Consider the following 18674-nt stretch of genomic DNA (forward strand, 5'->3'; position numbering starts at 1 on the left):
ACAGGAGCACACGATCGATGTAGCCGCTGCCGCAGGCTGCGACAGGTCCGAAGGACCTCTTGCGGACTCAAGGGTGGCGCCTGCTGTGCAGTCGATCGCAGCCTCGCGGTGCTCGGCAGCGGCTACAGGGGCACACGAACGATGTAGCCGCTGCCGCAGGCTGCGATAGGTCCGAAGGACCTCTTGCGGACTCAAGGGCGGCGCCTGCTGCGCAGTCGTTCGCAGCCTCGCGGTGCTCGGCAGCGGTTACAGGGGCACACGATCGATGTAGCCGCTGCCGCAGGCTGCGATAGTTCCGAAGGACCTCTTGCGAACTCAAGAGCGGCGCCTGCTGCGCAGTCGTTCGCAGCCTCGCGGTGCTCGGCAGCGGCTACAGGGGCACACGATCGATGTAGCCGCTGCCGCAGGCTGCGACAGGTCCGAAGGACCTCTTGCGGACTCAAGGGCGGCGCCTGCTGCGCAGGCGATCGCAGCCTCGCTTCGCTCGGCAGCGGCTACAGGGGCACACGATCAATGTAGCCGCTGCCGCAGGCTGCGATAGGTCCGAAGGACCTCTTGCGGACTCAAGAGCGGCGCCTGCTGCGCAGTCGATCGCAGCCTCACTTCGCTCGGCAGCGGCTACAGACGCGGTTTACCAGCTGACGGTGTTCAGGGCGTCGGCGAAGACCTTGAGTTTGGGCGAGTACTGGCGCGACGGCGGGTAGACCAGCGACAGCGCCCGGCTGCGTCCGGAAAAGGCCTGCAGGATTGGCACCAGGCGGCCATCGGCGAGGGCGTCCTCGACGGCGAAGTTCATCAGTTGGGCGATGCCGAAACCTCCCAGCACACCGTCCACCAGCGCGTCGCCGATATCGAAGATCAGCCGGCTGGGCACGCTGACATCGCGCACCTTGCCGTCGAGCATGAACTGCCAGTCCACCAGGCGCCCGCTGCGCAGGTTACGCACGGTCAGGCAGTTGTGCTGTTGCAACGCCTCCACTGTCTGCGGTGTGCCATGGCGCGCCAGGTAGGCCGGGGACGCCACTGTGACCCAGCGCAGCGGCGCCAGGGGCCGGGCGATCAAGCGCTGGTCCTGGATCTCGCCGGTGCGCAGGATGGCGTCGAAGCCTTCGTCGACGATGTCCACCAGGCGATCGGTCATCACCGCCTCGATGCTCAGGTCCGGGTATTGCTCGGTCAGGCGGCCGATCAGCGGCATCACCACCTTGCGCCCGAACAGCGACGGCGTGCTGATCTTCAGCAGCCCGGTGGGCGAGTCGCGGCGGTCCAGCAGCAGGCGTTCGGTCTGCGCCAGTTCGGTCAGCAGCGGTGTGGCGCGCTCCACCAGCAACTGGCCGTCCGGGGTCAGGCTGACGCTGCGGGTGTTGCGTTGCAGCAGGCGCACGCCCAGTTGCTGCTCCAGGCGAGAAATGGCCCGCGACAGGCCGGACTGGGTCAGCCGCAGATCGCCGGCGGCACGGGTGAAGCTGCGGGTCTCGGCGACCCGGACCAACAAACGAACGGCGTTCAGATCCATGATTAAAGTCATCACTGAAAGAGCAATGACGGTATTTATCATCTAATTGGCATCAAAGAAACTGAGGGCCCTTTATTCACGCAAGGACTCGACACGATGCCCGCCACCTCTTCAGCCAGGCCGTCCGGCTGGATGCTGCTCCTGCTGGCCAGCGCGCAGCTGATCATTGCCCTGGACGCGACCATCGTCTTCGTTGCCTTGCCGGAGATCGGCAGCCACCTGGGTTTTTCCGCACAACAACTGCAATGGGTGGTCAGCGCCTACAGCGTGGCCTTCGGCGGCTTTCTGCTGCTGGGCGGCCGGGCGGCCGACCTGCTGGGCAAGCGCCGTTTCTACATCGTCGGGCAAAGCCTGTATGCCCTGGCTTCGCTGGCCGGCGGCCTGGGTGGCAGCGCGCTGCTGCTGGTGCTGGCGCGGGCGGTGCAGGGTGTCGGCGGGGCGATGCTGTTCCCGGCGACGCTGGCGTTGATCAACAGCCATTACCCCGAAGGGCCGGCGCGCAACCGGGCGTTCGCGGTGTGGAGCGCGGCCTCGGCGGCGGGCCTGGCCCTGGGCGCGTTGCTGGGGGGCGTGCTGACCCAATGGTGGGGCTGGGAGGCGGTGTTTCTGGTCAACGTCCCCCTGGCTGGCGCCTGTGCCCTGTTGGCCCGGCGCTGGATTCCGGCCGATGGCCAGCGCGAGCGTGGCCGGCGTTTCGACCTCAGCGGCGCCTTGACCGTGACGGTGGGCGGCACGCTGTTGGTGTTCGCCATTGTCCAGGGCCCGGAATGGGGCTGGAGCGCACCGGCGACCCTGGGCTGTGGCGCGCTGGCGCTGCTCCTGCTCGGCGTGTTCGCCTGGATCGAACAGCGTGGCCACGACCCGCTGATGCCGTTGCGCCTGCTGGCCCATCGCGAGCTGCGCCTGGCGATGTTCCTTACCGCCTTGTTCATGAGCAGCTTCGGCGTGCAGTACTACTTCCTCGCGTTGTACTTCCAGCAGGTCTACGGCTACAGCGTGCTGCAAAGTGGCGTGGCGTTTTTGCCGGCGACGCTGCTGTGCACCGTGGGCATCTGGCTGGCCGAACGTTCGTTGCTGCGCTTCGGGTTGCGGGCGACCCTGGTCAGCGGTTTGCTCCTGGGGGCGCTGGGCATCGGCGGGGTGTATGTGGCGCTGCCCGACGGGGCGGGGTTCTGGAGCCTGATGCCGGGCATCGTGGTGCTGAGCATCGGCCAGGGCATGACCTGGACCGCCATGTGGGTCTCGGCCGGCCAGGGCATTGCGTCGGGCGAGCAGGGCGTGGCGGCGGGCATGGCCTCCACCAGCCAGCAGATCGGCGGGGCGCTGGGGCTGGCGCTGCTGGTGTCCCTGGCCAATGCCGGGCTGGGTGGCTCGCAGGCGGCCGGCATCGAACAGGCGGTGGGCGCCAGCGCCTTGCTCGCCCTGCTGGGGGCGTTGCTGGCCTTGCGTTTGCGGGTGCCGGCGTCTGGCTCCGAGGGCCTGGCGGCAACTGCCGAGCGCGGCTGAGGGGCAGCCGATGACGCTGCACCTGTAGCCGCTGCCGAGCACCGCGAGGCTGCGAACGAGGACGCAGTCCTCGCCAAACCTGCGCATGCGGTTTGCCTTGAGGAACGTATTGTCCGCCTTTACGGCCGCTGCGCTGCCGATCGCAGCCTCGCTTCGCTCGGCAGCGGCTACAGAGGCTCAACCCCGGGGCAACTCAGATCCACACATCATTGGCCGCTGTGCGTTCGCCGCCTTCTTCGCCGGTGTTGCGCACGCCCTTGGGTTCGATCAGCAGCAACTTGACCTCCTGCTCGGCGTACGGCTTGTGCTTCATGCCCTTGGGCACGACAAACATCTCGCCCTGGTTGATCGTCACCTGGCCGTCGGCAAAGTCGATGCGCAACTGGCCTTCGAGGACGATAAAGGTCTCGTCGGTGTGCGGGTGGTCGTGCCAGATGAAGTCCCCTTGCAGCTTCACCAGCTTGAACTGGTAGTCGTTCATTTCGGCAATGACGCGGGCTTGCCAGTGATCGTCGAACAGGCTGAGTTTGTAGGCGAAGTTCAGGCTCTGGTAGGGGATGGGCGTGGTGCTGGCCGGGTTCATGGTGCGGCTCCGTAAAGAGGTGATCGGGCCTCTACGGTAATCAGCGCGGTGCTGCGGTTCTTGTACGATTGTGCGTGCCGGGCGGCGTTCAGCGGCCGTGCATTTTCAGCCAGCGGGCCGGCGGCAGGCCGTAGGTCTTGCTGAATTGCCGGGTCATGTGGCTCTGGTCGGTGAAGCCGGCGAGCAGCGCCGCGCTGACCAGCGACTGGCCTTGCAGCAGCAGGGCCCTGACCAGGTCCAGGCGGCGCATGGTCAGGTAGCGATAGGGGCTGGTGCCGAACAGCAGGCGAAAGTCCCGCGACAGGCTCCAGCGGTCGCGACCGCTGTGGGTGGCCAGTTCGTCGAGGGTGATGTTCTGGTCCAGGGCGCTGTGCATGTATTCCCGCGCGCGCTCCGCGGCCTGATAGTCAAAGCGCTGCGCCGGCCGGGAAACCCCCGACACGGCATTCAGCGCATGGGCCAGGTCGAACAGCGCGTCTTCCTGTTCCAGCGGGTCCAGCGGGCTTTCCATGCTGCGCAGCAAGGTGTCGGTGGCGGCGAACAAGCGTGGGTCGGTGGACAGGCCGTTCTTGATGAAGGGCAGCGGCTGGCCGCCGAGGATCTGCTGGATCAGCGCCGGCTCGATATAAAGCATGCGGTAATGGAAGCCATCCTGGGTGCCGGCTTCGCCGTCGTGGACTTCATCCGGATGCAGGACCATGGTCCCGCCCGGCAGGTTGTGGCGCCAGCCGCCGCGGTACTGGAAGCTCTGCACCCCCGACAGCGTGCGGCCGATGGCGTAGGTGTCGTGGCGGTGCAGGTCGTAGCCATGACCGGCGAAAAACGCCTCGATACGCTCCAGCCCCCGGGTGGGAGGCGCGCGGTGGACCCAGTCTTTACGGGGGGCGGGCTTGCCCATGGAGCTGTCCTCGACACAACGTCAGGCCCGTACGGTAACCCAGGCGCGTGCGACTGTCTTCAGCGCGTCATCCGCCCGCGTCCGCTTTCTTGGCCTCTTTGCCAAGGGTGCCGAACTCGATCGGCGTCTTGATGTAGAACAGCGCAATGTCCTCGTCCTCCAGGCGTTCGAACAGCCGGGCTGACTCCTCTTCGGTGAGTGCCAGGCGGACCTCGATGGGTTGGTCGGCGAGTTCGAAAAAGTGTGCGGAGTGCAGCCGGCCGGTGTGGCCGAAACCTTCGATGGCGGTGCTCATGGTGGCGCCGCGCAGGCCCAGCTCGTTGGCCAGGTCGACGAGCCAGTCACCGACCATCTTGCCGTGGTAGCGGCGATTTTGCTGGGTGAAGAAAATCACCAGGAAACCGTTCATGAGCGTTCTCCAATGGCCTCCATTACTTTCAGCATAGCCCCGGGGGTATCGCTGGGCTTATGAATTAAATGATCGAAAAGCAGAAATTAATTATTGTTTTACGATAATTAATTCTTTATGGTTTCTCCCACATTCCTTCCACTGGAGCCTTCCCATGACGTCCCAAGGTCTTGCCCGGTTCAGCCAGCGCATGTCGGCTGTCACCCTGTTATTGATCATTGCCATGTTGCTGCTCAACGCGGCGCTGTGGCTGTTTCCGCAGTTGAGCGCGGAAAGTGGCTACGGGTTCGGTTTTGGCCTGAGCAATAGCCTGTCGAGCCATCTGGCTGCCGGTGCGGTCTTTCCCTGGTGGCAAACCCTGGGCGGCATTCTGCTGTCGAGCATCCCCCTGCTGGCGCTGGCCTTTGGCTTGAGCCATCTGCGCCAGTTGTTCCAGAGCTATGCCCGCGGCGAGTACTTTTCCAGCGCGGCGGCGGTGCATTTGGGCAAGGTCGGGCGGGGCGTGGCGTTGTGGGTGTTGCTGGACTTTCTCTGCGAGCCGCTGCTCAGCATCTGGGTCACCCTGAACGCGCCGGTGGGCGAGCGCCTGATCAGTCTCAGCATCACCGCCCCGACCTTTGTCGCGCTGTTTTTGGCTGCGTGTATTTCCATCATCGCGCGTATCCTCTGGCAGGCCAGTGAAGTGGATTCGGAAAACCGCGCCTTCGTGTGAGATCAGTATGTCAATTGTCATTCAACTGGACGTGATGCTGGCCCGACGCAAGGTCAAATCCAAGGACCTCGCGGCGGCGATCGGCATCACCGAGGCCAACCTGTCCCTGCTCAAGCAGGGCAAGGTCAAGGGCCTGCGGCTCGCGACCCTGGACGCGATCTGCCAATACCTGGAGTGTCAGCCGGGCGACCTGTTGATCCATGAGCCCGAGGTGGAGTAGCGTCGGCCTCCCTTAACGCGATAAAGGCGGTCTGTGTCATGGCGCTCGAACATTTGCTGTATGCCGGCCCGCTGCTGTCGCTGGCGCTGCTCTGGACCGTGGCCGTGGTCACGCCGGGGCCGAACTTCTTTACCACGGCGCAATTGGCCGCCAGCTGTTCGCGTCGCCATGGCATGATCGCCGCGCTGGGCGTCGCCACCGGCACGGTGCTCTGGGGGCTGGCCGGCGGCCTGGGGATCAAGTCGCTGTTCAGCGCCGCCCCGGCCCTGTACCTGGCCTTCAAGATCGCCGGTGGCTGCTACCTGATCTACCTGGGCCTGAAGCAGTTCAGGCGCAAGCCGGCGCCGACCGGGGCGGGCAACGGCTTGCCTGGTGAGTCGGGCCGCAGCCTGTTCTCGGCCTATCGCCTGGGCTTTCTCGGCAACATGACCAACCCCAAGTCGGCGCTGTTCGTCGCCACCATCTTCGCCACCTCGATGCCGGCGTCACCGCCGCCGTTGCTGCTGGCCCTGGCCGTGCTCACCATGGCCTCGTTGTCGTTCACCTGGTACTGCTGCGTCGCGCTGTTTTTTGCCAGCAACCGCATGGCTGCCGTCTATAGTCGTTCGCGCAAATGGCTGGACCGCTTTGCCGGCAGTTGCTACCTGCTGTTCGGCGCCCATCTGGTGGCCAATCGCTGAAACCGGGGCCGGGCGCACGCCATGGATTTTCAGGGTCAGGAGACAGGACATGAGCTTCACTTTTCGCCCCGTGCAGGATCGGGATATTCCACGGATCTGCGGTTTTGCCGGTAACCCCGAGGAGTTGTTTTTCTTTTTCCCGGCGGCCAGTTGGCCGCTGACCCATGAGCAACTGCGCGACTCCATTGCCCAACGCTGCGATTCGACAGTGATCGAGCGAGACGGCCAGGTACTGGGTTTCGCCAACTTCTACCGGTGGGAAACCCATGGCACCTGCACCCTCGGCAATCTCATCGTCGATCCCGAGGCCCGCGGCGCGGGTGTCGCCGGGCAGTTGATCGGCGAGATGCTGCGCATCGCCCGGGACAAACACCAGGCCGCGCAGGTGACCTTGTCCTGCTTCAATGACAACGTGGCGGGCCTGCTGCTGTATCCGAAGCTCGGGTTCGTGCCGTTCGCCATCGAAGAGCGCCGGAACAAACAGAATCAGCGGGTGGCTGTGATTCACCTGCGACATCAGCCGGCTTGAGCGGTCCGATACAAGCGCTGAACCACTTTTTAACGGGAACAAACCATGAGCAAGCTGCGGGTCGGGATTATTTTTGGTGGCCGTTCGGCCGAACACGAAGTGTCGCTGCAATCGGCGCGCAACATTGTCGATGCGCTGGATCGCGAGCGCTTCGAACCGGTGCTGATCGGCATCGACAAGAACGGCCATTGGCACCTCAACGACACCTCGAACTTCCTGATCAACCAGGAAAACCCGGCGCTGATCGCCCTCAACCAGTCCAACCGCGAACTGGCGGTGGTGCCGGGCAAGGCCAGCCAGCAACTGCTGGAAACTTCCAACCAGGAACTGCTGGGCCACGTCGATGTGATTTTCCCCATCGTCCACGGCACCCTCGGCGAAGACGGCTGCCTGCAAGGCCTGCTGCGCATGGCCGACCTGCCGTTCGTGGGCTCTGACGTGCTGGGTTCGGCGGTGTGCATGGACAAGGACATCAGCAAGCGCCTGCTGCGCGATGCCGGCCTGGCGGTGACGCCCTTTATCACCCTGAACCGAGCCACCGCGGCGCGCACCGACTTTGCCCAGGCGCAAAGCAAGCTGGGCCTGCCGATGTTCGTCAAACCGGCGAACCAGGGCTCCTCCGTGGGCGTGAGCAAGGTCACCAGCGAGGCGCAATACCACGCCGCCATCGAGCTGGCGCTGGGCTTCGATGAAAAGGTCTTGGTGGAGTCGGCGGTCAGTGGGCGCGAGATCGAATGCGCGGTGCTGGGCAACGACCAGCCGATTGCCAGCGGTTGCGGGGAAATCGTCGTTGGCAGCGGTTTTTATTCCTACGACAGCAAATACATCGACGACCAGGCGGCCCAGGTGGTGGTGCCGGCGGACCTCAGCGAAGAGGTCAGCGAACGCATTCGCGCCCTGGCCGTCGAGGCGTTCCAGGTGCTGGGCTGTTCGGGGCTGGCGCGGGTCGATGTATTCCTGACCCAGGGCGGCGAAGTGCTGATCAACGAGATCAATTCGCTGCCCGGCTTCACCCGCATCAGCATGTATCCGAAGCTGTGGCAGGCCGCGGGCATGACCTACAGCGAACTGGTCAGCCGCCTGATCGAGCTGGCGCTGGAGCGCCATGCGGCGCGCCAGGCGTTGAAAATCAGCCGCTGAATCGAGGAACGAAACATGAGCGTTGCCACTGAAGCGTCGGAGTATCTGTTTTCCTACGGCACCTTGCAGGATAAGGCCGTGCAACTGGCCAATTTCGGTCGCGAACTGCAGGGGAGCGCGGACGCGCTGCCGGGTTATGAACAGGCCTGGGTGGAGATCACCGACCCCGAAGTGCTGGCCACCAGCGGCAAGACCCATCACCCGATCCTGCGCCCGGGCAGCGCGGCCAGCGCGCCTATCCCGGGCACGGTGTTTCGCATCACCGCCCAGGAACTGGCCGCGGCGGACAGCTACGAGGTGGCGGACTACAAGCGCGTGAGCGTGGTGCTGCAGTCCGGGATCGAGGCGTGGGTGTATGTGAGCGTTTGAGGTGCCGGGCTCAGGCACGCCCTATCCAGGAATACTGAAAGGATTTTTCCTCTCCCCGGTGGCCGCGTCGGCGATAGCTGGCCAGGGTCGCGCTGGAACAGTAGGTGCAGTGCTCGCAGTGTTCGATCTGTTCATCGCTGATACCCGCCGCGCGCAACAGGTGCAGCGCATAGCCGCTCAGGTCGAACCACAGCGAGTCCGGCCGGGTCGGTGGTGGCGGGGCAATTTCTGGCGGTAGCTGTGGCGTGGGGCGTTCGTGGCTCCAGGGTGTCTGCTCCTCTGGCCACAGGTGGCCCTGGGTGGCCGACAGGGTGTCGATGAACTCCGGGCTGACTTCGTAGCAGCAAGGCTTGATCGAGGGGCCGAACGCCACGCGCAACTGAGGGGCAGCGATGCCCTTGGCAGCGAAGTGTTGCAGCACGTTGTCGATGATGCCGCCGTGCAGACCTTTCCAGCCGGCATGGACCGCGGCGACCCACGAGGCGTCTTCACTGCTGATCAGCAGCGGCAGGCAGTCGGCTGTCATCACCGCTATAGGCCGGCCGGTGCGGGTGAACACCGCATCGCCGCGGATGATGCCGCTCGGCAGCGTGGTGCTGGCCTCGACCACCTCGCCGGTGTGGGCCTGGGAGCAGAAGAACAGGTTGGCAGGCAGTGGTGCCCCGATCCGAGAAAACTCGTGACGGATGCCTGGTATCTGTTTCAACACTGGCGCCTGGAAACTCATCGGACCTTCGCTCTGTTGCTGTGGATTAGCTACAGAGCATAGCGGGATCATGAGTCCTTTTGCTGACAGAGACCTGTCATCTGGTCGGCTGCTTGTCCGATCGGGGCATCAGCTTTTCAGCGGGATATAGAGTTCGACCACGCTGTCCGGGTGCATCGGCCCGAAAAAACGCTCCCCGGTGTACTCGAATTCCACCCCCTCATCGGCCCGCATCCCTGCGGCCGGCAGCCATTCGCTGTAGGCGGCGCGGAAGGTTTCCGGCAGGGTCTGCACCGTGCCCCGGTGCTCGACCCGGGCGTACTGGCGGGCGGGGATTTCCAGTTCCACCATACCCTCGACCAAGGGCGCCTCGGCGCTGACCGGCAGCCCGGCGACGTAACGCCACTGGCCGTCGCTCAAGGGCTGGCAAATACCGTAAGTGCCGACCGGTTCGGCCAGGCGCTGGATCTCCTGCTCCCGTGGTTCGAAACGCTGCCACAACTCGGCAATCGAGCCCTGGTCATCCTGCTGCCAGGCCATGCCGATGATGCGCTGCGCCGCCAGCGTCACCCGCACCGGCGTTTGCGGCGCCGGCAGGCTGCGCTCGGGCTGCGCCAGATAACGCTGCAACTGGCCGAGCACGTTCTGGCTGCGGGCGATCTGCGTTTCCAGCTCACCGGCATGGGCCTGCAACGCCTGGCGCAAACTCAAGACACTGTGCAGCGCACCGCTGTCCGCCAACCCGAGAATCTCCTCCAGCCCCATGCCCAACTGCCGCAACCAGACAATGCGCCCGAGGATGCCAATCTGCTCCGGCTTGTAATAGCGATAGCCGTTGTCCTGCCCGGTCAGTGCCGGAGTGAACAGACCGATGCTGTCGTAGTGGCGCAAGGTCTTGGTGGTGAGGCCATGGCAGCGAGCCATTTGACCGATGGTGAGCATGCAAACGTCCTTTTTTGTGGTGAGGTCGAGCGGCACTTTAGGGGTTTACCTAGGGGCAAGCTCAAGGCTGTTCCACGGTATTTTTTAAGTGTCCAAGAATCTTTCAGAGAAGTCTGGAGGGTAAATAGGCGCGGGATGACAGCCAGGTTAGATGGGTAAATCTATAAGGCAGAGCTGCCGAGAAGAAGGCTCGGCGCCAAGTAAGGAGCGGTAATGTTTTTTTTCAGGAAGCTGAGCCGGACCCGGATCTGGCAGTTTTGGGGCGGGCTCGATGCGCTCTATTTGTTGTGGTACGTCACGAGCAGTGTACGGCTGGGCAAGACCCCGTTCTGGGATGACCTGACTGTGGCGACTGAAGTGCTCAAGGATCATGGAACCACTGCTGTGGTTATGGTGATGATCAATTGGGGTTTGCAACTATCGATAGTCGTCAGCGCTTTCCTGTTTTTGTTTCAGCGCAAAGAAGCCAAGTGGCTGGCGCTTGCGCAAATCCCTTTGCGTTTGGTGTTTGTCGTGCCGTCTTTTTCCGTGCTTCTGATCGGCGCGTATTTTTTTCCGAACTACAACCCGCTGATGATGCTGGGGATGATTGTGCTCTCTGAAATCATCAAGGGCTGGAGTTTATGCGTGGTCAGGAGCACCCCCGCTAAGGGCGAGGGTGTAAAGCCTGAGTCATTGGAGCCTGATCGAGGATAGAACCGCTCAGACCGATTTCACCGGCTTGATCAGGCTCTCGGCGGGGATGCCGAACAGCTGGTGCAGCTTCCAGATCATTGGCAGGGTCAGGGCGCGTTTGCCGTTGAGCACTTCGTAGACCCGGTTGGTTCGGCCGATGGCCGGGGCCAGGTCGGCGGCCGAGAGGCCCGATTGCTCCATGCGGAACTTGATGGCATCGATCGGGTTGGGCAGGTCGATGGGGAAGTGCTTGGCTTCATAGGCTTCGATCAGGGTGACCATCACGTCGAAGTAGTCGCCTTCGGCGGTGCCGGGTTCGGGCTCGTTATCGAACAGCGCCGACACCTGCTTGAGTGCCGCGCGGTAATCCTGGTCGGTGTGAATGGGGCGAATCTGCATGCTCGTTACTCCATTTCAACGCTGTCGGCGTCGATGGCATCGTACTGCTGGTGAGTGCCAACGAACTTGATGTAGAGGGCGCCAAAGCGGTAAGCCACGGCGACTACCAAGCGGTAGTCATTGCCTTTGATGTTGAACACCACGCGACGGCTTTTAAGAAGGCTCGCGCTGCAAAACTGGTCCTTGATCTGCGCCGGGGTGGACCAGTTGGCATTGCGTGCTTCATCGATCCAGGCCAGAAGCGGTTGTTCGACATCCGGGTGCTTGTCCCAGAACGTCTTCAAATGACTGACGGCGATAATCCTCATGGCTCGAAATCCTAGTCCCGCCCTGGGACTTAAGCAAGGGAGTGAGAGAGGAAGGCGATGGACGGACAGCCATCGAGGCTACCCGTCCCGCAGGTGCGGCTCAGTGTCGATCAGCATCTGCTGTCATCGCGGTGTGCACATCATCCATCACCGCTTTACCCATCTCACCCAGGTAATGTGCCGCCCAAGCATAGCGGTCCGCCTGCGGTTCCATGGCCGCATCCAGGGTCAACTGTTTTGCCAGATGTAGCAGCAGCGAGGCGTGTTCCAGGGCATCGGCCAGGGGCACGTCGGCATTGACCCGCAGCAGCGGGCGCTTGCCTTCGCCACAATTGGCAAAGGTTATTTCGCCGAGGGTATGCAGGGAGGAAGGGACGGATTGAGGGTGTGTTTCATGGTGACGAATCCTTTCGTTTGAGGGGATCACCACCGTCTGCCGCCAAGCAGGTTAGGGTGGCGAATTGCACAAGGTTGGCGGACCGGCACGAAAGGAACCGGCACCCCCGAAGGGGTCCCGGCGCAATTCGCCATGACACAGAAACGCGGGCACAAAAAAAGCGCCTGCATTCGTGTTTTGGCGCTGTTGCGCCTTTCGTGGTTCGGGCCGCCAAGCCCGTTCGCTGATATTGCAGCGACGGGGCGAAGAATAGCGGGCGGGGCAGAGCGTCGCAACGGCATTGCTACGACATTCTGTGACTATGAGAAACATATCAGTCGAAGGCACATCGGTCCCTGTAGCCGCTGCCGAAGGCTGCGATCGACCGGAACGGGCGCGGTGATCTTTCTGGCGCGAAGGCCCTTCGGTCCTTATCGCAGCCTTCGGCAGCGGCTACAGGAGTCCGTGTTCAGTCGCCTTCCAACACCTTCGCCATTTCCGCGGTGGCCGCCCAGCCCAATCCGGCATACACCGGCTTGCCCACTTCGGTGGCATGCAGCACGGCGAAGCTCAGCCCGCGCTGGATGAATTCGGCTTGCGCCAGCTTCATCAGGGCCGAGGCCAGCCCCCGGCGCCGGTAGGCGGGTTCGACGTAGACGTTGAGCACATAACCGCGCTGGTCCTGGGTCGGATGGGACGGGTGGGGCGGCCAGTCGATGCTCATCAAGCCAATGGCCGCCACCGGTTGCTGGCCGTCCAGCAGGGCAAAGCCGTAGTAGCGGCCATCGGGCAAACGCTCGCGCAGCCAGGGGCGAAAGTGCTCGGTCATCCGTTGCAGGGCCGCGGGTTCTCCTCCGGCTTCGAGGAACATCGCCTCGCGGTGGCGGCAGACCAGTTCGAGGTCGTCGGCCTCCAGCCTACGCACGGCCAAACCTGAAAAATCGATACCGCCGGGAATCTCGTTCATCGCCTGCCCCTCGGCCAAAAAAGTGATGCTAGGAGGGATCAAAAGATCGCGTCAGACACAGAGCGCCGTAAAAATCGGCATACAGCCTTGGCCCCGCATGCCGGTGCTTCTTTGGCGTGAACAATAAAAAGGGCCTGCCTCGCGGCAAGCCCTTGTGGTTTTCCGGCGTTGGCCTCAATCCCCCAACGCGGCCCCTTCACGGCGTGGGTCGGCGCCACCGGCCCACGAGGTTTTACCCTGGGCATCGCGCACCCGCACGATCGCCTGGGTGCCGCTGGTCATGTCGATGTCGGTCAGCTCATGCCCCTTGGCTTTCAGCGCCGCTTTCAACCCAGGTGTGAACTGGCCTTGCTCCAGTTCGGTCGGGCCGTTGCGGCTGCCGAAGTTGGGCAGGCTGATGGCGGCTTGCGGGTCGAGGTTCCAGTCGAGCATGCCGATCACCGACTTGGCCACGTACTCGATGATCTGCGAGCCACCCGGCGAGCCGACGGTGGCCAGGAATTCACCGCTGTTGCGGTCGAAAATCAGGGTTGGCGCCATGGACGAGCGTGGGCGCTTGCCCGGCTGCACACGGTTGGCCACTGGCTGGCCGTTCTCCTCGGGGATAAAGGAGAAGTCGGTCATCTGGTTGTTGAGCATGAAGCCCTGGACCATCAGGTGCGAGCCAAAGGCGGCTTCCACGGTGGTGGTCATGGACACGGCGCCGCCCTGGTCATCCACGGCCACCACTTGCGAGGTGGAGATGCGCATCGGCGAGCGATCCGGGGCGTAGGCCACCTGGATGCCCTGGGGCTTGCCGGGCTCGGCCTTGGCCATGCTGCGCTCGCCGATCAAGGCGGCACGCTGCGCCAGGTACTGCGGGGCGACCAGGCCGGCGATCGGCACCGGGGCGAAGTCCGAATCCGCCACGTACAACGCGCGGTCGGCGTAGGCCAGGCGCTCGGCCTCGGCGATCAGGTGCACGGCTTCAGGCGCCGGTTCCAGGCCGGCCGGCAGGCTGGTCTTGACCGGTTTCAGCGGTGGCAGTGCATAACGCGGGTCGCGGGCTTCCAGCGCCTGCAGGGTGCCGAGGATCTGCGCCATGGCGATCCCGCCTGACGAGGGCGGCGGCATACCGCAGACCTGCCAGCGCTTGTAGTCGGTGCACAGCGGTTCGCGCTCCTTGGCGCGGTAGCCTTGCAGGTCGTTGAGCGACAGGCTGCCCGGGTTGGCGTGGCCTTGCACCTTGGCGACGATTTCCCGGGCGACCGGGCCTTGGTACAAGGCGTTCGGGCCCTCTTTGGCGATGCGTTCGAGCACCGCGGCCAGCTGCGGGTTTTTCAGCAGGGTGCCGACGGCTTTCGGCGTGCCATCGGCATTCAGGAAGTAGGCCGCCATGTCCGGCGATTTCGCCAGGTACGGATCGGCGACGATCATGCTGTGCAGGCGCGGGGAGATCGGGAAGCCCTGGTCCGCCAGGCGGATCGCCGGCTCGAACAGTTGCGCCCACGGCAGGCGACCGTGTTTTTTATGGGCCAGTTCCAGGGCCCGCAACACCCCAGGCGTACCCACCGAGCGGCCGCCGATCTGCGCCTGGGGGAACGGCATGGGTTTGCCGTCGGCCTGCAGGAACAACCTCTCGGTAGCCCCGGCCGGCGCGGTTTCGCGACCGTCATAAGTGCGCACCGCCTTGCCGTCCCAGAGCACGATCAAGGCCCCGCCGCCGATACCCGACGACTGCGGCTCCACCAGGGTCAGCACCGCTTGCATGGCAATCGCCGCATCGATGGCCGAACCGCCCTTGCGCAACATCTCGCGCCCGGCTTCGGCCGCCAACGGGTTGGCCGCGGCCGCCATATGCTGGTCGGCGTGCTGCACCTGCAGGTCGGTGCGATAACCCGAAGCGATTTCCGGGGCGGGGGGCAGGGCGGTGTGGGAGGGGGCGGAAGCGTTGCAGGCGGCGAGGCTGAGGGCGACGGCTATCAGCGAGAAACTGGCAAGCCGGCGGTGACGCGGATTGAGGGTCGAGAACACGCGTTGAACTCCGTTCACTGGGTAAATGATGTGTCGTCCGTGGGGAGGAATGTACAGCAGTGAACGGGTCCATGCTGAGCCTTTCGTGGATCGCTACGGCGTCGATATTGTCTGGGCAAGGCCCGGCGCAAGACGCTGGCCTGGAGGTGGCGGGTGGCAAGCCAACCGGCGACAGGCTGACCGCTACAACTGAACGAGCCTGCCAAGTGGCATGGCTCGAACAAAAGGGGGGCCGGTAAACCTGGCTCGTCTCGGACCGAGATCCCGTGCAAGCGTAGCCAGGCATCCAGCGCCAGCGCTGTAACGGGCTCCTGCTGTATTCATTTGGATGCTAATGGGGCGGTGTACTACCGTTGAAGGTTGGAAACTTACGGGATGCCAGGGGCCGGAGGCGGACAACCCTTCATTCGTGCCGAGTTCAGTCGGCACGAATGAAGGGTTGCGCGGCGCCTACACGCCAATCAGGTCTATTTGGCGTTGAGCCCCACCATGCGGCGTATCAGGCTTGTGCTTTTGCGGTAGTCGTAGTCCAGCACCAGGCTATCGCGCAGCAGGGGCTCGCTGAGTGCGTGCTGTTCTTCAAACACCAATGCACGTGTGGAGTGCTCACTGGCAGCCACGTCCCACACCAGATTCATCAGCAGGTTCTTCTCTCTGGCGCCCACGCTTTGCGTGTCAAGAAACCAGGAGAACTTCTGGCCAAAGGCGGCGTCGGTGGCCAAGTCTTTCTCGTTGAACCTGAGGATCAAGCCCTGTCCGCACAGCTCTCTGAGCAAATGCAGCACCCGAGGCAATTTCTCCATGGCAAAAATCCTTCCGGCGGCCAGTGCGTTGGGGCCAGGCAGCAATATGTCGCCTTCGGACATCTCGGCCGTTTCGATGGAGGCGATGCACATGCCTTTGAGTATTTCCGCAAGCTGCACTATTTCGCTGACCCGCTGGCGAACCACCGCAATCCCCTCAAGGCCCAGGACTTCCATGATCACCTTGGCCAGTCCGGCATACAGGTCAGCCTTGGTTTCCAGGCGCACGAGCGTGTACCAATGGCTGTATGAGGTCCACAGGCTGAAGAAGCCGGCGTTGGCCAGTTCCGGCACGTTCGCCGCCATGATTCGCCAGCGTGGAATGAACACGTTATCGAATACCACCATCGCCTCGGCTTCTTCACCTTTGGATATGAGCGGGTGGTCATAGGCGCTGGCGTGAGGCTGGGAGACAATCTCTCGGCAAAAAATCTTCACCCCCGGCGCATCGGCAGGGACGTAAGCCCAGAATGACTCGTTGGGCGCTGCGGGGAACAAGCTGCCAACAAATATTTCATTGGACTGCGGTGCTACCGTGCCCACGCCTTTGACGCCGCTGATCCAGATGCCCTCGGCGTTCTGCTTGTTGATCCTCATCACGGCACGATCGGGCGGCGGCAGGTTGAGGTCGGTGCCGTGGGTACGTGCCCGATAGCCCTGTGGATCAACAATGGCCTCAGACAAATACAGGCTGTTGCGCTCGGCGTAGTCATGGTATTCGGTAATGTTTTCTGCGTACTCAGGGCATTTTTTCCTGAATGTCGGCCGATATCCCATCATGCCGACGGTGAAGCTGGCGATCATGTCCAGGTTGCGGCAGTGGGTGCCCCAGGTTTTTTGCGAGACGTACGTGATTGCGCGGCGTCGCGACGCCAAGTCTTCTTTGTTTCTAGGGGGCATATAGGCAGAAGAGGCCAGGTAACCGTCGGGGCGTACGTAAGTCAGAATGTCGTCGTGTTCACCGCTGAATTGTTCTTCGTAGATTTCTGCAACTTGCGATATGCCTCCAGCCGTAGAGAAGTGTGTAGTCACATCCTCAACAACTTGGCCTTGATAAATAACAGTGCGGTCATCACGCAGTGAAGCTTTGAAGGATTCTGCACTTTTCAGATATTTACGCTTGTTTTGAAGATCTAGCATGGTAGCAGCCTCAGTAATGTCTAACTTTGTTTGTGTCGTCTCTGGCCCGATGTCTATCGCTGGGTCAAGGACAACGTTCTAGAGCAACTATAAGATTCAGATAGGAATTAATGTCGTTACACACTTTGGTGATCCGGACTCTCTGTTTGCTATTTCGAATACGCGTTCTTTCGCATATGGACTCTTCTCATGTTGACCGGATGTCATAAGTGTTGAAGTTCGCGCAATGAGTTCGAAGTTGGAGCAGCCAGGCACTTCAAAGCATATTTATCGCGGTACCCTACGGCTGTAACCGGCGATGTTTCCAGCCTTCAGCGCTGCGGTCATAGCGCAAGCGTTCATGCAGGCGATCCTGGCCGTTACCCCAGAACTCCAGCGATTCAAGGCGCAACTCAAACACGCAATAACCCTCGGGACGCGGCAGCGGACCTGGAACCTCGGCCAGTTCCCTGGCGGCGTTGCGCAGGGCCTCGACATCCGTGAGCTCTTCACTCTGGCGAGACGCCGATGACATCGGATGCGTGGCATAAGGGCGCTTCAACCAGGCCTCGTCAGCCTTGGCATCCGGCATGCGCACGGCCTGGCCATTGAGGATGATCTGCTGGCTGGTTTCGCGCCAATACAGCGTCCCCGAGGCCCAGGGGTTCTCTGTCAGTTCGCGACCTTTCTGGCTTCCGGCATGGGTGCTGAACAGCACCCCGGTGTCATTGATCTCACTGATCACCACGATGCGTGTCGAAGGCCGGCCCTGGCTGTCAGCCGTGGCCAGTGCCAGCGCACGGGGTTCGCGGATGCCCACGCGGCGTGCGCGTTCGAGCCAGTTGTGCAGCACGCTCATGGGATCGGCAGGCGGCTTCTGGTACTCGGGGAACGGCGCATCCAGGGTGCCGGTCAGCGATTCCGACATGCCTTTACCCAACAGCGGCTTGCCTAGTACTGAACTGTTCATAGAACGATGGTCCCCCGTCCGAAGGTGATGCCATTGCCTGATACTTCGACCCGCGTCAGTTGATCGGCGCGGCCCTCGGCCCGGGCGAACATGAGTGAAGGGCGGCCGATTTCCACGCCCTGGAGAATTTCGATCTGCTGGCCGAACTCGATCTGGCCATGCCGCGCCAGATGGATCGCCAAGGGCCCGGCAGCGGAGCCCGTGGCCGCATCCTCGACCACCCCATAGGCCGGCGAGAACATCCGGCTGCGCCAGCGCCGTCCCGCACCGGCAAAACAGTTGATGGCCATGTCGTGGAAGCTGCACAGGGCACGGTGGTCGGGATGCAGGGCCGACAGCGCAGCGATGCTCGGCAGGCCGACAAACACATGGCGCGGGCCGTTGTGATAGATCTCGATGGGAAAGGTCGAGTCGCTGATGCCCAGGGCCTTGAGCAATTCGGCGTCGCGCCCCAGGGCCGTCCAGGTCGGTATCGGCTGGTCCATGCTGGCGGCGATGACGCTGCCGTTCTGGCGTTCCAGCTCAAAGGCGATGGTGCCCATCTGGGTTTCCAGGAACAGCCGGTGATTGTCGGTGCGCGCACCCAGGGCAATGGCCGTGCCCAGCAACGGGTGCCCGGCGAAGGGCAGTTCGTTGACCGGGGTGAAGATCCGGATCAGCGCATCACCACAGTTACGTGGTTTGAGCACGAAGGTGGTTTCCGACAGGTTCATCTCCCGGGCGATGCGTTGCATTTGCTCGGCCGACAAGTCATCGGCGTCAAAGAACACCGCGACCGGATTGCCTTCCAGCGGGACGCTGGCAAAGGCGTCGATGATGACGTAGTTGTGCATG

Annotated in this window: 22 protein-coding genes; 8 read left to right on the top strand and 14 right to left on the bottom strand. The window is 63.0% G+C overall.

Annotated elements, in window-relative coordinates; all coding sequences use genetic code 11:
• Nucleotides 1–631: 631 nt before the first annotated feature.
• Entirely contained in the window at nt 632–1516 is an 885-nt protein-coding gene (locus tag NRG23_RS24340; RefSeq protein WP_016703623.1) for a LysR family transcriptional regulator, read from the bottom strand.
• A gap of 96 nt (nt 1517–1612) precedes the next feature.
• On the opposite strand from NRG23_RS24340, the gene NRG23_RS24345 reads away from it, so the two are divergent.
• The gene (locus NRG23_RS24345; RefSeq protein WP_257372524.1) at nt 1613–3022 is read left to right on the top strand and encodes an MFS transporter; all 1410 of its coding nucleotides are present in this window, start codon (nt 1613–1615) and stop codon (nt 3020–3022) included.
• Nucleotides 3023–3215: 193 nt separating this feature from the next.
• Here the strand turns inward: NRG23_RS24345 and NRG23_RS24350 are convergent, their stop codons facing one another.
• From NRG23_RS24350 to NRG23_RS24360, 3 genes are all read right to left on the bottom strand, one after another.
• Nucleotides 3216–3605: a cupin domain-containing protein gene (locus NRG23_RS24350; protein ID WP_009050842.1), complete on the bottom strand. Its 390-nt coding sequence runs from the start codon at nt 3603–3605 to the stop codon at nt 3216–3218.
• Nucleotides 3606–3693: 88 nt separating this feature from the next.
• Nucleotides 3694–4503: an AraC family transcriptional regulator gene (locus tag NRG23_RS24355; protein WP_009050841.1), complete on the bottom strand. Its 810-nt coding sequence runs from the start codon at nt 4501–4503 to the stop codon at nt 3694–3696.
• Nucleotides 4504–4570: 67 nt separating this feature from the next.
• The gene (locus NRG23_RS24360; protein WP_009050840.1) at nt 4571–4912 is read right to left on the bottom strand and encodes a DUF190 domain-containing protein; all 342 of its coding nucleotides are present in this window, start codon (nt 4910–4912) and stop codon (nt 4571–4573) included.
• Nucleotides 4913–5066: 154 nt separating this feature from the next.
• Between NRG23_RS24360 and NRG23_RS24365 the strand changes: the two genes are divergently transcribed.
• Genes NRG23_RS24365 through NRG23_RS24390 form a run of 6 tightly spaced genes read left to right on the top strand, consistent with a single transcriptional unit; the run spans nt 5067 to nt 8562 of the window.
• Complete coding sequence (locus tag NRG23_RS24365; RefSeq protein WP_009050839.1) at nt 5067–5624, top strand: DUF2975 domain-containing protein; 558 nt, start codon at nt 5067–5069, stop codon at nt 5622–5624.
• 7 nt (nt 5625–5631) lie between these two features.
• A complete protein-coding gene (locus NRG23_RS24370) occupies nt 5632–5844 on the top strand; it encodes a helix-turn-helix transcriptional regulator (protein WP_009050838.1) in 213 nt (70 codons plus the stop codon).
• Between the two features lie 38 nt (nt 5845–5882).
• A complete protein-coding gene (locus NRG23_RS24375) occupies nt 5883–6524 on the top strand; it encodes a LysE family transporter (RefSeq protein WP_009050837.1) in 642 nt (213 codons plus the stop codon).
• Between the two features lie 49 nt (nt 6525–6573).
• Nucleotides 6574–7053, top strand: coding sequence for a GNAT family N-acetyltransferase (locus NRG23_RS24380; protein ID WP_257372527.1), 480 nt, complete (start codon nt 6574–6576; stop codon nt 7051–7053).
• Nucleotides 7054–7098: 45 nt separating this feature from the next.
• Nucleotides 7099–8193 carry a D-alanine--D-alanine ligase gene (gene ddlA, locus NRG23_RS24385; RefSeq protein ID WP_016703618.1) on the top strand — a complete coding sequence of 365 codons (1095 nt, stop codon included), beginning with the start codon at nt 7099–7101 and terminating at the stop codon, nt 8191–8193.
• Between the two features lie 15 nt (nt 8194–8208).
• On the top strand, nt 8209–8562 hold the full coding sequence (locus NRG23_RS24390; protein ID WP_038575834.1) for a gamma-glutamylcyclotransferase family protein: 354 nt from the start codon (nt 8209–8211) through the stop codon (nt 8560–8562).
• Nucleotides 8563–8572: 10 nt separating this feature from the next.
• On the opposite strand, the gene NRG23_RS24395 is transcribed toward NRG23_RS24390, so the two are convergent.
• Together NRG23_RS24395 and NRG23_RS24400 are read right to left on the bottom strand one after the other, a co-directional pair.
• A complete protein-coding gene (locus tag NRG23_RS24395) occupies nt 8573–9289 on the bottom strand; it encodes a polyphenol oxidase family protein (protein ID WP_306674794.1) in 717 nt (238 codons plus the stop codon).
• 108 nt (nt 9290–9397) lie between these two features.
• Nucleotides 9398–10210, bottom strand: coding sequence for a GyrI-like domain-containing protein (locus NRG23_RS24400; RefSeq protein ID WP_257372529.1), 813 nt, complete (start codon nt 10208–10210; stop codon nt 9398–9400).
• A gap of 213 nt (nt 10211–10423) precedes the next feature.
• Here NRG23_RS24400 and NRG23_RS24405 point away from each other — a divergent pair, with 213 nt between their 5' ends.
• Entirely contained in the window at nt 10424–10906 is a 483-nt protein-coding gene (locus NRG23_RS24405) for a hypothetical protein (RefSeq protein WP_257372530.1), read from the top strand.
• 6 nt (nt 10907–10912) lie between these two features.
• Here NRG23_RS24405 and NRG23_RS24410 read toward each other — a convergent pair whose 3' ends face one another.
• The 8 genes from NRG23_RS24410 to NRG23_RS24445 form a co-directional block, all read right to left on the bottom strand.
• Nucleotides 10913–11284 carry a type II toxin-antitoxin system HigA family antitoxin gene (locus tag NRG23_RS24410; protein WP_016703614.1) on the bottom strand — a complete coding sequence of 124 codons (372 nt, stop codon included), beginning with the start codon at nt 11282–11284 and terminating at the stop codon, nt 10913–10915.
• Nucleotides 11285–11289: 5 nt separating this feature from the next.
• Nucleotides 11290–11592, bottom strand: a complete 303-nt coding sequence (locus tag NRG23_RS24415) for a type II toxin-antitoxin system HigB family toxin (protein WP_041984164.1) — start codon at nt 11590–11592, stop codon at nt 11290–11292.
• A gap of 100 nt (nt 11593–11692) precedes the next feature.
• On the bottom strand, nt 11693–11998 hold the full coding sequence (locus NRG23_RS24420) for a DUF3077 domain-containing protein (RefSeq protein WP_373922265.1): 306 nt from the start codon (nt 11996–11998) through the stop codon (nt 11693–11695).
• A 439-nt stretch (nt 11999–12437) separates the two neighbouring features.
• On the bottom strand, nt 12438–12935 hold the full coding sequence (locus NRG23_RS24425) for a GNAT family N-acetyltransferase (RefSeq protein WP_009050827.1): 498 nt from the start codon (nt 12933–12935) through the stop codon (nt 12438–12440).
• Between the two features lie 174 nt (nt 12936–13109).
• Nucleotides 13110–14948, bottom strand: coding sequence for a gamma-glutamyltransferase (ggt, locus tag NRG23_RS24430; protein WP_257372532.1), 1839 nt, complete (start codon nt 14946–14948; stop codon nt 13110–13112).
• A 467-nt stretch (nt 14949–15415) separates the two neighbouring features.
• A complete protein-coding gene (locus tag NRG23_RS24435) occupies nt 15416–16891 on the bottom strand; it encodes a 4-hydroxyphenylacetate 3-hydroxylase N-terminal domain-containing protein (protein WP_009050825.1) in 1476 nt (491 codons plus the stop codon).
• Nucleotides 16892–17171: 280 nt separating this feature from the next.
• Complete coding sequence (gene phzG, locus NRG23_RS24440) at nt 17172–17840, bottom strand: phenazine biosynthesis FMN-dependent oxidase PhzG (RefSeq protein WP_016703607.1); 669 nt, start codon at nt 17838–17840, stop codon at nt 17172–17174.
• Nucleotides 17837–18673: a PhzF family phenazine biosynthesis protein gene (locus NRG23_RS24445; protein WP_016703606.1), complete on the bottom strand. Its 837-nt coding sequence runs from the start codon at nt 18671–18673 to the stop codon at nt 17837–17839. Before NRG23_RS24445 ends, phzG begins: the two co-directional genes overlap by 4 nt.
• Nucleotide 18674: the final 1 nt, after the last annotated feature.

The organism is Pseudomonas sp. T8, assembly GCF_024610635.1.
GTDB lineage: Bacteria > Pseudomonadota > Gammaproteobacteria > Pseudomonadales > Pseudomonadaceae > Aquipseudomonas > Aquipseudomonas chlororaphis_I.

Excerpts from the sequence above, each read along its gene's own strand:
- NRG23_RS24340 (WP_016703623.1), bottom strand. The coding sequence starts at position 1,516 with ATGGATCTGAACGCCGTTCGTTTGTTGGTCCGGGTCGCCGAGACCCGC.
- NRG23_RS24345 (WP_257372524.1), top strand. The coding sequence starts at position 1,613 with ATGCCCGCCACCTCTTCAGCCAGGCCGTCCGGCTGGATGCTGCTCCTG.
- NRG23_RS24350 (WP_009050842.1), bottom strand. The coding sequence starts at position 3,605 with ATGAACCCGGCCAGCACCACGCCCATCCCCTACCAGAGCCTGAACTTC.
- NRG23_RS24355 (WP_009050841.1), bottom strand. The coding sequence starts at position 4,503 with ATGGGCAAGCCCGCCCCCCGTAAAGACTGGGTCCACCGCGCGCCTCCC.
- NRG23_RS24360 (WP_009050840.1), bottom strand. The coding sequence starts at position 4,912 with ATGAACGGTTTCCTGGTGATTTTCTTCACCCAGCAAAATCGCCGCTAC.
- NRG23_RS24365 (WP_009050839.1), top strand. The coding sequence starts at position 5,067 with ATGACGTCCCAAGGTCTTGCCCGGTTCAGCCAGCGCATGTCGGCTGTC.
- NRG23_RS24370 (WP_009050838.1), top strand. The coding sequence starts at position 5,632 with ATGTCAATTGTCATTCAACTGGACGTGATGCTGGCCCGACGCAAGGTC.
- NRG23_RS24375 (WP_009050837.1), top strand. The coding sequence starts at position 5,883 with ATGGCGCTCGAACATTTGCTGTATGCCGGCCCGCTGCTGTCGCTGGCG.
- NRG23_RS24380 (WP_257372527.1), top strand. The coding sequence starts at position 6,574 with ATGAGCTTCACTTTTCGCCCCGTGCAGGATCGGGATATTCCACGGATC.
- ddlA (WP_016703618.1), top strand. The coding sequence starts at position 7,099 with ATGAGCAAGCTGCGGGTCGGGATTATTTTTGGTGGCCGTTCGGCCGAA.
- NRG23_RS24390 (WP_038575834.1), top strand. The coding sequence starts at position 8,209 with ATGAGCGTTGCCACTGAAGCGTCGGAGTATCTGTTTTCCTACGGCACC.
- NRG23_RS24395 (WP_306674794.1), bottom strand. The coding sequence starts at position 9,289 with ATGAGTTTCCAGGCGCCAGTGTTGAAACAGATACCAGGCATCCGTCAC.
- NRG23_RS24400 (WP_257372529.1), bottom strand. The coding sequence starts at position 10,210 with ATGCTCACCATCGGTCAAATGGCTCGCTGCCATGGCCTCACCACCAAG.
- NRG23_RS24405 (WP_257372530.1), top strand. The coding sequence starts at position 10,424 with ATGTTTTTTTTCAGGAAGCTGAGCCGGACCCGGATCTGGCAGTTTTGG.
- NRG23_RS24410 (WP_016703614.1), bottom strand. The coding sequence starts at position 11,284 with ATGCAGATTCGCCCCATTCACACCGACCAGGATTACCGCGCGGCACTC.
- NRG23_RS24415 (WP_041984164.1), bottom strand. The coding sequence starts at position 11,592 with ATGAGGATTATCGCCGTCAGTCATTTGAAGACGTTCTGGGACAAGCAC.
- NRG23_RS24425 (WP_009050827.1), bottom strand. The coding sequence starts at position 12,935 with ATGAACGAGATTCCCGGCGGTATCGATTTTTCAGGTTTGGCCGTGCGT.
- NRG23_RS24435 (WP_009050825.1), bottom strand. The coding sequence starts at position 16,891 with ATGCTAGATCTTCAAAACAAGCGTAAATATCTGAAAAGTGCAGAATCC.
- phzG (WP_016703607.1), bottom strand. The coding sequence starts at position 17,840 with ATGAACAGTTCAGTACTAGGCAAGCCGCTGTTGGGTAAAGGCATGTCG.
- NRG23_RS24445 (WP_016703606.1), bottom strand. The coding sequence starts at position 18,673 with ATGCACAACTACGTCATCATCGACGCCTTTGCCAGCGTCCCGCTGGAA.